Genomic DNA, 15,833 nt, shown 5'->3' with positions numbered 1-15,833 from the left:
TATCCCAACTTGGTAATCCCGAAAGCTTTTGGAACCATATGGCAAAAACATAAAATAATAATCGTATGAAAGTAAAGTGTTTACTAGTTGATGATGAAGATCTTGCTCTTGATATAATGGAAGAATATATAAAGCGAATTGACTATTTGCAATTGGAAGGAAGATGCAAAAGTGCAGTTGAGGCTTTATCTGTTTTAAACAGTAAAAAAATTGATTTGCTTTTTCTGGACATTCAAATGCCGGGATTAACAGGAATTCAATTGCTGCGAAATATTTCCAATCCTCCAACAGTAATCTTCACTACTGCCTATTCAGAATATGCCTTGGAAAGTTATGATCTGGAAGCCTTGGATTATTTAATCAAACCTATTCCTTTCGAACGCTTTATTAAAGCTGTAAACAGATATTTCAAGCTCAAAAAACACGATTATCAGATTCCCGAAAAAAAGGAACAAAGCAACACCGATCAAGCATTTATATTCGTGAAATCCGAAAAGAAAATGGTGAAAGTTTTCTTACATGAAATACTTTACATTGAAAGCCTGCGAAACTATGTAAGTATTTATCAGGAAAACGGACAGGAAATTATTACTCTTAACACCATTAGTAACATTGAAGAAAAGCTACCCGAAACAAATTTCCTAAGAGTACACAGATCATTTATTATTGCGATCGACAAAATTGAAAGTTTCACTTCAAGCCTTGTTCAAGTCGAACAAAAATACATCCCAATTGGCCGAAATTACAAAAGCATGGTTATGGATGTACTCAACCAAAACAGCATCAACTAAATTCCGAATTTGCTCTTGGATTATCACGAACTAATTTTTGACTATCTGGCTCGTGCCAGATGACCGCCAAACATTTTTTTGACTATCTGGCTCGTGCCAGATGATTGCCAAACTTTTTTTTGACTGCCTGGATCACGCCAAACAACTACCAAACTTTTTTTTGATTATCTAAATTGCGCCAGACGACCGCCAAACAATTTTTTGACTACCTGGCTCGTGCCAGATGATCGCCAAACTTTTTTTTGACTACCTGGCTCGTGCCAGATGACCACCAAACTTTTTTTTGACTGCTTGGCTCACGCCAGATGATCGCCAAACTTTTTTTGATTGCCCAGATCACCATAGAAAGTCTCTATATTATAACTGAATGGGATACTGACTTAAAAATCATACTAAACTGGAAAAGCCGCTCACATGAACGGCTTTTCGCTGGGGTATCTGTTTTCCGAAATATTGCTGAATAAGTATGCCAGCCAAATCGTTTATTGGAGATTAGAACCTAAAGAATTACAATTTTACAGGTACGGCAATCCTTTCTCCTAAACCACTCTTTGTGCTAGAGTCTAAAAAACGAATAGAAATACTGTCATTTTTTTGTTCAAATAATCCTATCCCATAATTTCTTCCTAGTGGAATATTATTATATATATACTCAATTCTCATAAAAGATTTCACTTTAAAAATTTAGGTAAGAACCTCCCAAACAACAACATAAGCAAAGTGTAAAACACAATAAAACCTGGCAATATGATCGTAAACAATCCATATACTCTTGATTCCGATTCCGACTCCCAAATGGATATATTTTCCCATCCGCATAAATGTAATATCGTTTTTGATATTTCTCTATCAAACATTAAATATCCATCAATCGATTCCATTCCAAAAAAGCTAATTCCAGCAAACAATAGGATTGCTAATATGCGGTAAAGAAATTTAGCTCCATATTTCTTTATTGAAAAAAATAAAACCACTACCAAAACGAAAAAAAACAAAAGGTGCGTAATATTCATATACTTCCATTGTCGAAAATAGAGATTAATATATGCAACAATACTTAAGCTAATTATTTCGCAAAAAAGAATAAGAGCTAGGTACTTGAGTATTTTTTTCATAAATAAATGTTTACCATTCTACAGGCACAGTAATTCTTCCGTTTAAATTATCTCCTGCTCTAGGATTCCTAAAGTCTATCCTAATAGAGTCACCACTAACTATTTGATCAAATATTTCTTTGTAATTGCATTTAAAATCATCTAAATTACCAACAAGTAATGTATCCTGTTTAAGTGCTATCATTTTTTTAATATCCTCTGAGAAATACTTTTGAAAAGTTTGAGAAGAATCCAATCTATGCCATGTTTTAAAAACAAATACCTCTTCTTCATATGGATATATATGCTTAAACTTAGTATTTGATATTCTCTTTAACTTTTTCTCTTGCTCTCGGAACAAGGTTATCCCGAACCTCCGTCTGAAAGGTTCATATTCATAATCGATAGAAGTAAAAGATCTTCTCCTTAAAGAATTATTCTTGATTTTAAGTTTAAGAGGAAGGTTAATTCTAAAAATTTTCTTGTACTTAGAACTCATTCTTAAAACGACAGGATAATCTACCCTTTTCTGTTCTATCACAATAGCTTCCTTGGTATCTTTGCATGAATTTAAAAGAATCATTAAAATACTAACAACTATTATTATTTTAAATTTACTCATCTATAAATATGTTCAATTACACAACAATTCCTTTTCCTTACTTATTAGTCATTAAGACTTCAACTCCTTTTGTTTATGTCCTTGACGAATACTTCGTTTTATAAACAAAGTTACAATCCAAAAAAACAGATACACAGCCAAAGACCAATAAAAACACTCTCAGATTCTTAGTTATAAATTTATATTGTTTTTTATTTTAACGAATTCCTCTTTATGACTAGAATTTTCCAATATCGCTATTATCGCATCCTCTTTTCTTTTTCAGAAAGTTCACCAAACCATCTCTCATATCATAATTCAAAAAGCAATCCATTTATAGAACTGCTTTTAATCTTCATAAAGTAATTATTAACGATCTCTAAAATTAGTCCACTTTTGCACGCCATCTTTTAAATTGGCATCAATGGCAATTACCTGACCTGTAACATTCACTAGATACAATACTCCATCTCCTATTACTATATTTGATGTTACATGAGAATAAGTATCAAACTCCCACAACATTTTCCCGTTTTTAAGGTTTATGGCTCGTAATTTTCCTTGCTCTGTACTTACATAAAGATTCTTTTTATCTGATCCAATAGGTTTATTAATAGGCACATTAAGCGTCTCATTATTGGGGAATTCATAGGTCCATTTTGGCTTGTCTAATTTCTTACCTGCAAGAGATATTCCTTTTTGTCCCATTCTTTTTTTTACATAACCTTTTTGTGTTAAAATTATATCAATCCAATTTCTATCATATTTCATAAATTCTTTAGATAGAATATTCCCATTTTCTATATTTAGTTTAAGAATACTATCATTACGATTTCTCACAACTATATTATCCCCACATGCAGTAACTGAATCGAAATATTCCTCTTTATACTTCCAGATAATTTTTTTAGAATTAATAGAAATGCATAATAAAGTATCTTTGCTTTTACCTATTAAAAAATCATTCTGAGTCATCAACAAATAAAACGGCATACTGCTTTTATATTCCCACTTTTTTTCTCCTGATGCAGCATCTAAGCCAACGGTAGTCGAATCTTTTGATAGAAAAAGAAAATCCTTCTGTTTATTATACTTACTCGTTCGAATGTTATACTCTTCAGTAGTCCAGACCAATTTCCCTGTTCTTTTACAAATACCTTTAAAAGCTCTATAGTCAGTAAGAATGATATTGGATTTTGTATTCAACATTTCTCCATTTGATCTATTTTTATACTTTTCAACCCAGTATTTCTCTCCCGTTTTTCCATTGAAACAAATAATTGTATCTCGTTTTGAAACAAACATAGTGTCGTTTGATAATACAAGGTTAGATGATTCTGTTCTTCCGCTCAAATTAAAATGTCCTACATACCTTTCATTATTTGAGAAAACCCAACGCGCTTCATTAACTTTTTCAACATGAAGAACTCTTGCTCTCAAATTGTAATGAGATTTAATTAACTTAAGCATAGTATTAGAATTCTCCTGACTTTTAGCCGGAAGTAACGATACACAAAATAGAATAGTCACTACTAAATAAAATCTTCTCGTTGTATTTGATAAAGTATTCATATTATAACTCCAACTTTTTATTTTACTCATGATAATAATAATTTAATTTTGGTATCGAGTACAACACACTTCCGACAATTCCCGATCTTCATATAAAAAGTAATTCACATATTTTGGTTCAAATCCAAAAACATCCCCTGCTACACTTGTATCAAGAATTCTAATACTCGTAGGAACAGTCTTTTTATTTGAAAACAAAATATGTTCTTCTTTTTTATAATGAAGAAATAATCTACAAAATTGAGGCGTTTCAAACTTACCATCATCATCAACATCACATAAATCAGACCAAGAGATTCCACAAGAATTATAAATTACTTCAAACATATCTTCTTCAAATCGATCCCAATGATCATTACCAATAGCCAATAAAGCGCTAACCCCAAAACCGGCCGAAGCACTTATCAAAGTTCCAGCTGCCGTTAACATGTTATCCATCATCTTTTCTGGTTCATAAGCACTTTCCAATGAGATTAATGAGTCTACATATCCTAGAGTATTAACATTTTTAAATGCAAACTTCATGAATTTTTTTGCATAACCACTCTTTCTTACCAAATCTTTAACGGCTTTCGTATTTGTTCCTATAAATGATTTTAATTCCTTATTTGATTGATACATTCTCTTTAAAACAGCATCAGTCGTACCGTTCGTTACTCTTTTATTTACAAGGAATAATTCTATTCCTTTTGTATTCCCAGTAGTTCTATATTTCATCAGCTGTTGAAGCTCTTTATTGCTTGCACCCAATGAGTTTGCAATTGCTTTGAATTTTTTACCACTCAATTCTTTGCTTTTAAAGAAATCTTCGGCATGCTCTAAAGTAAAGGCACTAATATTTTGAGCTTTGGTTTGAAAGTAAGATTCTACATAATCTGAGGTCAATCCCAAAATTTCGGCACCATTACTTAGCTTCTTCATTTCTTTGGTCAGAATCTGTTCTGCAATAGCTGTTGGATTTGCTATTTCTTTTTCTGTCCAGCCTCCTTGTTCAAGAATGATTAATATTTCATCTTCATTTTTCAAAAACTCCAATTTCTGAAGATGTTTAAACACGGTAGCGACAATAAATCGGGCTTCGGCTTCAATCCCCACAATTACATCGCCCAATACATCTCTAAGCACTTTTGAACAATACTTTGTATCCGCAAATTCATTTAAAGAATCCTTAGGTTTATAATAAAATATTCCCAATGCCTGAATAAAATTATCTAATGGTGATTCTTTACCCAATCTTATCTGCTCACTTATTATATAATTTATAATCTCCAATAAGCCACCACCTTGAACCTGATCACTTTCGGTAATTTCTTTTTCCTCAATACTTAATTTATTCGCAGGAAAATCGTTTAGCCAAATAGTTGTAACTCCCTTCATAACCTATTGTTTTTTTGTTTTTAACTTTGACTTTAATTTGATTTTCATTTCGTTGGATTTTATTGCAATATTCTCCAACTTATTATCAACAAGTTCATTTCCTTGGTATTCAATTATTCTGTTTGGAAAATTTAAATTGGAAGAAAATGATTTCCCTACGGCATTTTGACTTTTAACACATAAAATAAATTCACCATGGTCAAGCCAATTGTTCCAAATTACACCATCTAAACTTTCATAATACATTTCTGTTATTACAGGTTGTGATTCTTCTTGCTCCTCTTCATCTTCAGTACTCACTGGCACGGCCGTAGGCTCCACATTCTGCCTGCTTAAATCAGTTACCTTCCAGTTTTTTTCAACCATAGTTTGGCCATCCTGAACAATGATGGCTGGTGAGAGTTTAAGGACGCTTACCATTGGATCCTTGCCTTCGCTGTGAAAGTAATCGTGATGTGCAATACAAAGGGTATCGTACAGCTCTATGGTTCGGCTTTTGGATGCAAGTGTAACCGGTGAGAACACCAATTTCACATACTTCATATCCAAATTGCTGGCTCCCCAAGCATACAAATGTGTATTTTTAGGACTTTCTACCTCTATATTGAATAATCCACCCAAGAGAAGAGTACAGCACTGCGTTTTTTTTATTCAAAATCTCTTAAATTAGTCCATTTATGAACACCATCTTTTAAATCAGTGTCAATAGCTATGACTTGACCTGAAACATTCACAAAATACAACACCCCACTACCCATAACAATATTAGATGTTACTCTGGAATAAGTATCAAACTCCCATAAAGGCTTTCCATTTTTTAGATTTATAGCTCGTAACTTGCCTTGCTCTGTACTTACATAAAGATTCTTTTTATCTGATCCAATAGGTTTATTAATAGGCACATTAAGCGTCTCATTATTTGGGAATTCATACGTCCATTTTGGCTTGTCTAATTTCTTACCTGCAAGAGATATTCCTTTTTGTCCCATTCTTTTTTTCACATAACCTTTTCGTGTTAAAATTATATCAATCCAATTTCTATCATATTTCATAAATTCTTTAGATAGAATATTCCCATTTTCTATATTTAGTTTGAGAGTACTATCATTACGATTTCTCACAACAATATTATCCCCACATGCAGTAACTGAATCGAAATATTCCTCTTTATACTTCCAGATAATTTTTTTAGAATTAATAGAAATACATAATAAAGTATCTTTGCTTTTACCTATTAAAAAATCATTCTGAGTCATCAATAAATAAAACGGCATACTGCTTTTATATTCCCACTTTTTTTCTCCTGATGCAGCATCTAAGCCAACGGTAGTCGAATCTTTTGATAGAAAAATAAGATCCTTCTGTTTATTATACTTACTCGTTCGAATGTTATACTCTTCAGTAGTCCAGACCAATTCTCCTGTTCTTTTACAAATACCTTTAAAAGCTCTATAGTAAGTAAGGATGATATTGGATTTTGTATTCAACATTTCTCCATTTGATCTATTCTTATGCTTTTCTGCCCAGTATTTTTCGCCCGTTTTGCCATTGAAACAGATAATAGAATCTCGTTTTGAAACAAATATAGTATCGTTTGATAATACAAGGTTAGATGATTCTGTTCTTCCACTCAAATTAAAATGTCCTATATATCTAATTTGATTATTTAAAACTTTTCGAGCTTGATTATCTATTGCAATATCTATGGAATCAGATTTTAATCTGTAATATTGCATTAAATCTTCAACTTTTTTATTCTGACCCTTTGTTGAAGAAACAATAAATAGTGATAAAACTATACTCAAAACAATACTTTTAAAAACCATATTATATTATTGTAAATTCTCATTAATTTTTTCCTCTAAATAAACTCTACGTAACTAATTCTGATACCTAGTACAACAAACCTCCTGTAATTCTTGATCTTCATACAAAAAGTAATTCACATATTTTGGTTCAAATCCAAAAACATCCCCTGCTACACTTGTATCAAGAATTCTAATACTCGTAGGAACAATCTTTTTATTTGAAAACAAAATATGTTCCTCTTTTTTATATTGAAAAAACATTCGGGCAAATTGAGGAAACATAAATGTGTCACTCTTATTTAGTCGACACAAATCAGGCCATGAAATACCACAGGAATTATAAATTGCGTCAAACATATCTTCTTCAAATCGATCCCAATGATCATTACCAATAGCCAATAAAGCGCTAACCCCAAAACCGGCCGAAGCACTTATCAAAGTTCCAGCTGCCGTTAACATGTTATCCATCATCTTTTCTGGTTCATAAGCACTTTCCAATGAGATTAATGAGTCTACATATCCTAGAGTATTAACATTTTTAAATGCAAACTTCATGAATTTTTTTGCATAACCACTCTTTCTTACCAAATCTTTAACGGCTTTCGTATTTGTTCCTATAAATGATTTTAATTCCTTATTTGATTGATACATTCTCTTTAAAACAGCATCAGTCGTACCGTTCGTTACTCTTTTATTTACAAGGAATAATTCTATTCCTTTTGTATTCCCAGTAGTTCTATATTTCATCAGCTGTTGAAGCTCTTTATTGCTTGCACCCAATGAGTTTGCAATTGCTTTGAATTTTTTACCACTCAATTCTTTGCTTTTAAAGAAATCTTCGGCATGCTCTAAAGTAAAGGCACTAATATTTTGAGCTTTGGTTTGAAAGTAAGATTCTACATAATCTGAGGTCAATCCCAAAATTTCGGCACCATTACTTAGCTTCTTCATTTCTTTGGTCAGAATCTGTTCTGCAATAGCTGTTGGATTTGCTATTTCTTTTTCTGTCCAGCCTCCTTGTTCAAGAATGATTAATATTTCATCTTCATTTTTCAAAAACTCCAATTTCTGAAGATGTTTAAACACGGTAGCGACAATAAATCGGGCTTCGGCTTCAATCCCCACAATTACATCGCCCAATACATCTCTAAGCACTTTTGAACAATACTTTGTATCCGCAAATTCATTTAAAGAATCCTTAGGTTTATAATAAAATATTCCCAATGCCTGAATAAAATTATCTAATGGTGATTCTTTACCCAATCTTATCTGCTCACTTATTATATAATTTATAATCTCCAATAAGCCACCACCTTGAACCTGATCACTTTCGGTAATTTCTTTTTCCTCAATACTTAATTTATTCGCAGGAAAATCGTTTAGCCAAATAGTTGTAACTCCCTTCATAACCTATTGTTTTTTTGTTTTTAACTTTGACTTTAATTTGATTTTCATTTCGTTGGATTTTATTGCAATATTCTCCAACTTATTATCAACAAGTTCATTTCCTTGGTATTCAATTATTCTGTTTGGAAAATTTAAATTGGAAGAAAATGATTTCCCTACAGAATTTTGACTTTTAACACATAAAATAAATTCACCATGGTCAAGCCAATTGTTCCAAATTACACCATCTAAACTTTCATAATACATTTCTGTTATTACAGGTTGTGATTCTTCTTGCTCCTCTTCATCTTCAGTACTCACTGGCACGGCCGTAGGCTCCACATTCTGCCTGCTTAAATCAGTTACCTTCCAGTTTTTTTCGACCATAGTTTGGCCATCCTGAACGATGATGGCGGGTGAGAGTCGGAGTACGCTAACCATTGGATCTTTGCCTTCGCTGTGAAAATAGTCGTGGTGTGCAATGCAGAGGGTATCGTACAGCTCGATGGTTCGGCTTTTGGATGCAAGTGTAACCGGTGAGAACACCAATTTCACATACTTCATATCCAAATTGCTGGCTCCCCAAGCATACAAATGTGTATTTTTAGGACTTTCTACCTCTATATTGAATAATCCACCTAAGGGTTGTGTGGAGGCGGTGCCATTGGTATTGATTTTTTGGTCGAAACCAAAATCTAATTGTCGGATGTTGTAAACCAGATCATCAACATACATTTTTGCTATAATACTCATTTATGTTTCGCTTAATTGTAAAAGTATAATAACTTCTCCTGTAAAACCTGAGCTGGAGAAGCAAACTCTTTTATTAATTATTAGTAAGAGGTAGTAAAGATAATAAAAATAAATTATGTGCATTTAACAGGTGTGAATTATCGTTAATCACTTTCATCACAAAACAAAATACATCACCACAAACACATCATTACAAACAGCTTACTGCCTAATGGATATTAAAGGATTACGATTTTCTACACCGAATCGCTGCAACAAAGACTGATTTCACAACAAACATCCCGACAAATTAAGGACTGCAAAGCTATTGAATGAATGGTATAAAACACAAAAAGCCGCTCACATGAACGGCTTTTCGCTGGGGTATCTGGTTTCCGAAATATCGGAAATCGGTCTTGCTTATTTTACGTACACTTTGTATTCCCAAGCTTTAAGAGACATTTTCTCTTTTGCTGAGAATTTCACCTCTTCCTTGCTAAAGTAGTCTTTGTAATCGCCTGCTAATACTTCTGACGCAAGTGTAAATTCCTGAGCGTCGGCAGTCAGGTTCAATACCACCAGTACTTTATCGCCTTCAGCTTCGCGGGAAAATGCATAAACAGCTTCGTTCTTGTCGGAAGAAATACGAACAATCTCACCACCTTTCACTCCATTTTGAAGAGCTTTGTTTGTGCTTTTCAGGCTAAGTAATTGTGTATAGAATGGCAATAAGCTTTTGTTGCTCCAATCGATATCATCTTTTTCGAAAAATTTCAACCGCTTGTCCATTCCTGCTTCCTGTCCGCTGTAAATCAAGGGCATTCCAGGCATGGTGAAAGTCAATACTGCAAAAGTGTTTCCTGCATCGCCCATTCTTTCTTTAACGGTACCGTTCCAAGAGTTTTCATCGTGGTTGGTGATAAAATTCATGATGTAAGAATCTGCCGGAAAAACAGTATCTATTTTGGTGAAATATGCTTCAATATCGTTGGCATTTTTCTCGCCTTTGGCAATCTCATTCATCAAATGATGAAAATCCCATCCATAACACATATCAAATGCATTTTGAACCAATTCCGGTCCGCCATCTTCGGCCAACATGAATACAGGCTTAACTGCATCTAAATCTTTACGGGCTTTCTCCCAAAAATCAGTAGGAACCATTCCTGCTACATCGCAGCGGAATCCATCAACGTCAGCATTCTCAATCCAATATTTTAATGAACCGATCATGTACTCACGCAGTTCATTGTTGTCGTAGTTCAAGTCTGCAGTATCCGACCAATCGGTTCCTTCGGGAATAACTATTTCTCCTGCTTCATTTTTTGTGTAAAAATCTGGATGCTCAGTCATTAGAATATTGTCCCAGCCAGTATGATTGGCAACCCAGTCTAAAATAACATGCATGCCCATTTCGTGAGCTTTGTTTACCATGTTTTTCAAATCATCCATAGTTCCAAACTCAGGATTAACTGCCCGGTAATCTGATACAGCATAATAGCTGCCCATGCTTCCTTTACGATTTTTTTCGGAGATAGGAAAAACAGGCATCACCCAAAGAATATCCACACCCATTTCCTTTAAACGAGGCATGTGTTCAACAAAGGCATTGATCGTTCCCTCAGGCGTGTACTGACGAATGTTCACTTCGTAGATGTTCGCATTACGAGTCCATGCAAGGGGTTTTTCAACTTTTACTTCTTCAGCAACAGCTTTTTTAGCCGGCTTATTTTGGCAGGATGCCAACATTCCTGTTAGCAAAGCCAAACCCAGAACAATGTGATTAAATTTTTTCATTGCTATTTTGTTTAGATGATTAGTTTGTGTGATGTTTTAGTTTCAAATCTTTATAGCCTTACCCCTAAATCCCTTAAAGGGGACTTTACCCAATTTGTTACATCATCATTTTTTAAAAAGCCCTTTTAGGGGTTTGGGGCAATTGTATAAATAATTACAACAACTCCAATAATAGAATATCGTATTCGGTATCGATGCTTATTTTTCCGTTTTCCACTTTTGTTTTCTTACCGGAATAAGCATCACGCAATTTGGTTCCGTCCTCTAAATCTGCTATTGACAATTCTTTTTCTCCTATTGGCAAATCCAATCCTACAAAAACCTGATCCTGCAATTCAGCATTGTTATATGTTCTGCTGAACAGGTAAGGTGATTCTGAAATCATCTTATGAACTCCTGCACCTACTGCCGGATGATCTCTTCGGAATTTGCCAAGCTTTTGCCAGTGAGCCAATACGGCTTGTGCATGCTCATCGGTTTCAACTTCTTTCCAATTCATGAACGAACGTAAAGTTGCATCGCCAACAGTTCCTTCTATTATCAATGATCTGGCTGTTTCATCGCCATAATACACTTGCGAAGTTCCCGGGCACAGCAACAATTTATTTGCCGATTCAAAACTTTTTTCCCGTTTCTGATCAAAAGGTGATCCGTCATCATGCGATGTCAGGTAGTTTAAAACTCCGTAACCTTTTAAGTCGCCATTTAATATTTCAGAATATTTCGAAAACAATTCTTCGTAGCCCGATAATGCGTTGTACTTGAATTCAAAATTGATTACATCGGTAAATCCATTGGCATAATAGTTCACCTGCTTATCGCCAAAATCGTAAATAAATTTGTTACTGATACCGTATCCATAAACTTCTGCAACAGAATAAAATTCGTTGTTGTCCATCACCTTTTCAGGATTGTTCTTCTTCCAAAGCTGAAATGCATACTCACATTCTTTGCGGAAATCGCCCCAAACGGTTTCATCAGTATGCTTCACAGTATCGGACCGGTAACCATCAATTCCAAACTGAATGATGTAATCGCACAACCATTTAATCATGTAGTATCTTGGGGTACGGGGATATCCCGTGCGGGCAAAGAATTCATCCAGTTCTTTCATTTCCTGCCCGTATCTGCCTTCATTTTTCCATTTCTCCGCCAAACTTGCAGGAACAGTCACTTCCTGTGTGCTTTCGGTTTTAATATCGGGCAGATTATTAGTTAACGTACACTCTGTGGTAGTTTCAAAGTTCTGATAAGTGCAGGTTGGTCCGGTTCTCACCCATTCCTTTTCCCAGGCCGGGTCAGTCGCTGTTGCCGGTCCGGTGTGATTAATCACGGCATCCATAACAATCCGAATTCCGTTGGCATGAGCGGTTTCCACCAGTTCAGACAAGTCTTCCATCGTTCCGAAGTTAGGATCCAAAGCAGTCCAGTCTTTGGCCCAATATCCGTGAAAACCATACGTATTGCCTGTTCCCTCATCCACCGATCCATGAATTTGTTCGGTTACCGGAGTAAACCAAATGGCATTAATTCCCAGATCATTAAAATATCCTTCTTTTATTTTCCGGGTAATTCCCTTGATATCACCACCTTCAAAACCTCTCAGCTTTCCGGTAGACAATTCACGCTCAAAATTCACATCATTGTCTGTGGTTCCGTTGCAAAAACGATCTGTCAGCAAAAAGTACAAGTTAGCTCCCTCCCACACAAATGGCTTGTCGGCATCTGCAATTTGCTTTTCGGATGTTGAACAAGCCGACAGCAAAAAAAACAATACTACAAATAAGCTGTATCCTAATTTCTTCATTGTTTCAATAGTTTTAGACGCTGATTTTAAATGATTCATTATGATTTTCGCTGATTTCAATACAAATAGCAAGAAAACACATACTGATTGTTCCCATTTTTCAGATCCGGATAATTATTTAAATTTTAATATCAATATTATTCTTTGTGTGCCTTTGTGATCTACTTGGTGATCTTTGTGGTTCATTTTTTATTCTTTGGTTAATAAGGTTTTAGACGCTGATTTTAAATGATTCACTATGATTTTCGCTGATTTCAATACAAATAGCAAGAAAACACATACTGATTGTTCCCATTTTTCAGATCCGGATAATTATTTAAATTTTAATATCAATATTATTCTTTGTGTGCCTTTGTGATCTACTTGGTGCTCTTTGTGGTTCAATTTTATTCTTTGGTTAAAAAGCATCCTACTCTTAATTCTTCCTCACAAAACCTATCGCAATTTTATTGTTACTGATTGATTCCCTTCTGATACATTCCCTTTAAACCGTAGTGTTTTTGATTCTTTATCCCAAATAAAATCAACAGATTTTTTCCCTAAGGATATTTTTTTTGGTTTCTTATCTATATTGTGAATAACCCAATTGATATTCTTTTCGACAGACTTGTAATTACTTCCGGTTTCAGTATTAACAGCAATCTGCAATTTCGATTTGGAAGTCTTAGATGCAAAATTCAGTATTTCATACTCTCCCTTTTCATATGCATCAGGAGTTACTCCATCATCGTTGTACAAATGTCCTTTACTTGCCGCAACAGACTTATCGTGATAGTAATGCAATTCCATATTTTCAAGAGAATAGGTTTTGGAATTCAACATTCCTTTAATCATTGGAATGAAAGAACCGCCGCGCACAAATACGGGAATGTGATCTTCCTCTGTTGTTATGGTGCAGCTTTTTCCGCCTTCGTATTTCTTCCCGGATACAAAATCGAACCAAACAGAATTAGCAGGCATGTAAACATCTTTCTCTTTTAAGCCAGCATCGGTAATGGTCGATACCAAAAATGCATCTCCCCACATATAGGTATCCGAAACAGATAGTAATTCTTTGTTATTTTGTTCTTCGAAAAACAGTGGACGCATCAACGGCAAACCAGTCTGGTTATTATCAAATGCAAGCGTATAATTGTACGGCATCAACTGATATCTCAATTGAATTGATTTCTTTGCCAAGGCTTTGGTTTTTGCTTCTCTAAACACAGGCTCGGAAGGAACTGCTTCCTGTGCATGCGGGCGGAATATCGGTTGAAAAACACCATACTGCAACCAGCGGGTATACAATTCATCATCCAAATTATCACCTGCAAACCCGCCCAAGTCGGAATGCATGTAAGCAATTCCCTGCAATCCCATTTGCAATGAGATTTCGGTTTGTGGCTTTAATCCATCCCACGAGCGACTCACATCACCTGTCCATGGCACCATTCCATATCGTTGCGAGCCAACAGCTCCTGCTCTCATCAAAATAAACGGGCGCTGATTGGGAAAATCTTCTTGATATCCATCACGTATCAATTTTGCCCAGTAATGACCGTAAATATTGTGCACTTCATCGGCCGATCCGTTTGCATGCTGCAATGCGGAAGGATGCACTTCCGGCTCACCCAAATCACCCCACCAACCAGCAATTCCTTTATTCGCCAATCCTTTGTAGATCTTCCAAAACCAATCTATTGCTTTGGGTTTAAAAACATCCACCAATCCGGTGTTACCGAAATAAAAATCGTAGGTATAAGGATTTCCAATCGAATCGGTTCCCAAAACTTCTTCCTTCACAGCCTCATCCCATCGTTTTGAAGTAGTCAGAATAAATGGCTCCGTAATCAGGATTGTTTTTACTCCTTTGTCTTCAAAATCAGCTATCATTTTCTCTGGTGTTGGAAACGAATCACGCTCAAAAGCTAAATTTCCCATCTCCCCTTTCATCTCTTTTCCAAACCAAAACAAATCCAGAATAATCGCATCCACAGGAATGGAATCTTTCAAAAACTGATTGATTGTTGCTCTGCATTCCCTCTCGGAATGATATCCAAAACGGCTCGAAAAATTACCAAAACTCCAACGGGGAAGCATAGGTTGTCTGCCCGTTAAATTTGTAAATTCATAAGTGAAACCTTCCCAGGTATCCGAAGCAATTACTTGATATACTTTTCTTCCGCTGATACTTTCGTATCGCAGGGTATTTGTTTTTTTACTATCTAAATCCAAATAACCAATGGGTGCGTTGTCGAAATTAACGGCATACATTTTCGAAGAAATCACCAAAGGCATGGTGTAATTCATCAATTCGGAATGAGTTCCGTATCCGTAATGAGCCCGATTGTATAATTGGAGTCGGTATCCGCGATGATTCATGCCCAAAACACGAGCACCGCCACCAAATAAAACTTCATCCTTATCAATTGTAAAATCAATATTTTCGGTGCTGTCTGTTTTTACGTATCCTTCTTTTTCGGAAAGCAACTGTCTGCCTTTGTAGCTGTAACTGATATCAAAAGGAGATTTTGAAATTGTTACATTCACTCCCTCGGACAGGAATTGCAATTCATTCCCCTTTTCAATCAAACTAACAGAAGTCTGTTCGGGCTGTAAAACGACAGCAGTCGATTCTCCTTTTCCCTTTTCCCCTTTCGGGATAAAGGCCGTTTCTACAATGTTTTGATTGTAAAACTGAATTTCATAACTGCCATCATTGGTAACAAGTTCCAATTGGCTGCCATTCACTTTATGCGATTGATAAACCCTCCGGCCGTTTTGTGCAATTGCCGAAAATGAAGCAAGTGCAACAATCAGAAATATCGAAAAACGCAAAATAATCTTATTAGTCATCTTCTGAGATTGAGAGTTTTGTGATCACCCGAT

12 protein-coding genes are annotated in these 15,833 nt (G+C 35.1%); 1 reads left to right on the top strand and 11 read right to left on the bottom strand.

The genetic code is table 11. The annotated features are described in order from the left end of the window. Positions 1–65 precede the first annotated feature (65 nt). A complete protein-coding gene (locus ACHZAX_RS05770) occupies positions 66–791 on the top strand; it encodes a LytR/AlgR family response regulator transcription factor (RefSeq protein ID WP_320018377.1) in 726 nt (241 codons plus the stop codon). 507 nt (positions 792–1,298) lie between these two features. Here ACHZAX_RS05770 and ACHZAX_RS05765 read toward each other — a convergent pair. The 11 genes from ACHZAX_RS05765 to ACHZAX_RS05715 form a co-directional block, all read right to left on the bottom strand. Beyond that, entirely contained in the window at positions 1,299–1,454 is a 156-nt protein-coding gene (locus ACHZAX_RS05765; RefSeq protein WP_320018376.1) for a hypothetical protein, read from the bottom strand. A gap of 462 nt (positions 1,455–1,916) precedes the next feature. Beyond that, complete coding sequence (locus tag ACHZAX_RS05760) at positions 1,917–2,507, bottom strand: hypothetical protein (RefSeq protein ID WP_289530795.1); 591 nt, start codon at positions 2,505–2,507, stop codon at positions 1,917–1,919. A gap of 348 nt (positions 2,508–2,855) precedes the next feature. After that, positions 2,856–4,088, bottom strand: a complete 1,233-nt coding sequence (locus ACHZAX_RS05755; RefSeq protein ID WP_320018375.1) for an outer membrane protein assembly factor BamB family protein — start codon at positions 4,086–4,088, stop codon at positions 2,856–2,858. Positions 4,089–4,100: 12 nt separating this feature from the next. Further along, positions 4,101–5,435 carry a hypothetical protein gene (locus ACHZAX_RS05750; RefSeq protein ID WP_320018374.1) on the bottom strand — a complete coding sequence of 445 codons (1,335 nt, stop codon included), beginning with the start codon at positions 5,433–5,435 and terminating at the stop codon, positions 4,101–4,103. 3 nt (positions 5,436–5,438) lie between these two features. Continuing rightward, complete coding sequence (tssD, locus tag ACHZAX_RS05745; protein ID WP_320020424.1) at positions 5,439–6,086, bottom strand: type VI secretion system tube protein TssD; 648 nt, start codon at positions 6,084–6,086, stop codon at positions 5,439–5,441. Next, positions 6,083–7,240 (bottom strand): outer membrane protein assembly factor BamB family protein, encoded by a 1,158-nt coding sequence (locus ACHZAX_RS05740; protein WP_320018373.1) that lies wholly within the window; start codon positions 7,238–7,240, stop codon positions 6,083–6,085. Before ACHZAX_RS05740 ends, tssD (ACHZAX_RS05745) begins: the two co-directional genes overlap by 4 nt. A gap of 75 nt (positions 7,241–7,315) precedes the next feature. Next, positions 7,316–8,650, bottom strand: coding sequence for a hypothetical protein (locus tag ACHZAX_RS05735; RefSeq protein ID WP_320018372.1), 1,335 nt, complete (start codon positions 8,648–8,650; stop codon positions 7,316–7,318). Between the two features lie 3 nt (positions 8,651–8,653). Further along, positions 8,654–9,382 (bottom strand): type VI secretion system tube protein TssD, encoded by a 729-nt coding sequence (gene tssD / locus ACHZAX_RS05730; RefSeq protein WP_320018371.1) that lies wholly within the window; start codon positions 9,380–9,382, stop codon positions 8,654–8,656. 399 nt (positions 9,383–9,781) lie between these two features. Next, positions 9,782–11,158 (bottom strand): alpha-amylase family glycosyl hydrolase, encoded by a 1,377-nt coding sequence (locus tag ACHZAX_RS05725; protein ID WP_320018370.1) that lies wholly within the window; start codon positions 11,156–11,158, stop codon positions 9,782–9,784. A gap of 154 nt (positions 11,159–11,312) precedes the next feature. Next, entirely contained in the window at positions 11,313–12,965 is a 1,653-nt protein-coding gene (locus tag ACHZAX_RS05720; RefSeq protein WP_320018369.1) for an alpha-amylase family glycosyl hydrolase, read from the bottom strand. A 435-nt stretch (positions 12,966–13,400) separates the two neighbouring features. After that, positions 13,401–15,800, bottom strand: a complete 2,400-nt coding sequence (locus tag ACHZAX_RS05715) for a glycoside hydrolase family 31 protein (RefSeq protein ID WP_320018368.1) — start codon at positions 15,798–15,800, stop codon at positions 13,401–13,403. Between the last annotated feature and the right edge of the window lie 33 nt (positions 15,801–15,833).

It is taken from the genome of Labilibaculum manganireducens, from assembly GCF_963665805.2.
In the GTDB taxonomy this organism is placed as follows: domain Bacteria; phylum Bacteroidota; class Bacteroidia; order Bacteroidales; family Marinifilaceae; genus Labilibaculum; species Labilibaculum manganireducens.
This window is presented reverse-complemented; position numbering and strand designations above follow the sequence as displayed.

Bases quoted from the DNA above. Each gene is read 5' to 3' on its own strand.
- ACHZAX_RS05770 (WP_320018377.1), top strand. From the start codon at position 66: ATGAAAGTAAAGTGTTTACTAGTTGATGATGAAGATCTTGCTCTTGAT.
- ACHZAX_RS05765 (WP_320018376.1), bottom strand. From the start codon at position 1,454: ATGAGAATTGAGTATATATATAATAATATTCCACTAGGAAGAAATTAT.
- ACHZAX_RS05760 (WP_289530795.1), bottom strand. From the start codon at position 2,507: ATGAGTAAATTTAAAATAATAATAGTTGTTAGTATTTTAATGATTCTT.
- ACHZAX_RS05755 (WP_320018375.1), bottom strand. From the start codon at position 4,088: ATGAGTAAAATAAAAAGTTGGAGTTATAATATGAATACTTTATCAAAT.
- ACHZAX_RS05750 (WP_320018374.1), bottom strand. From the start codon at position 5,435: ATGAAGGGAGTTACAACTATTTGGCTAAACGATTTTCCTGCGAATAAA.
- ACHZAX_RS05735 (WP_320018372.1), bottom strand. From the start codon at position 8,650: ATGAAGGGAGTTACAACTATTTGGCTAAACGATTTTCCTGCGAATAAA.
- tssD (WP_320018371.1), bottom strand. From the start codon at position 9,382: ATGAGTATTATAGCAAAAATGTATGTTGATGATCTGGTTTACAACATC.
- ACHZAX_RS05725 (WP_320018370.1), bottom strand. From the start codon at position 11,158: ATGAAAAAATTTAATCACATTGTTCTGGGTTTGGCTTTGCTAACAGGA.
- ACHZAX_RS05720 (WP_320018369.1), bottom strand. From the start codon at position 12,965: ATGAAGAAATTAGGATACAGCTTATTTGTAGTATTGTTTTTTTTGCTG.
- ACHZAX_RS05715 (WP_320018368.1), bottom strand. From the start codon at position 15,800: ATGACTAATAAGATTATTTTGCGTTTTTCGATATTTCTGATTGTTGCA.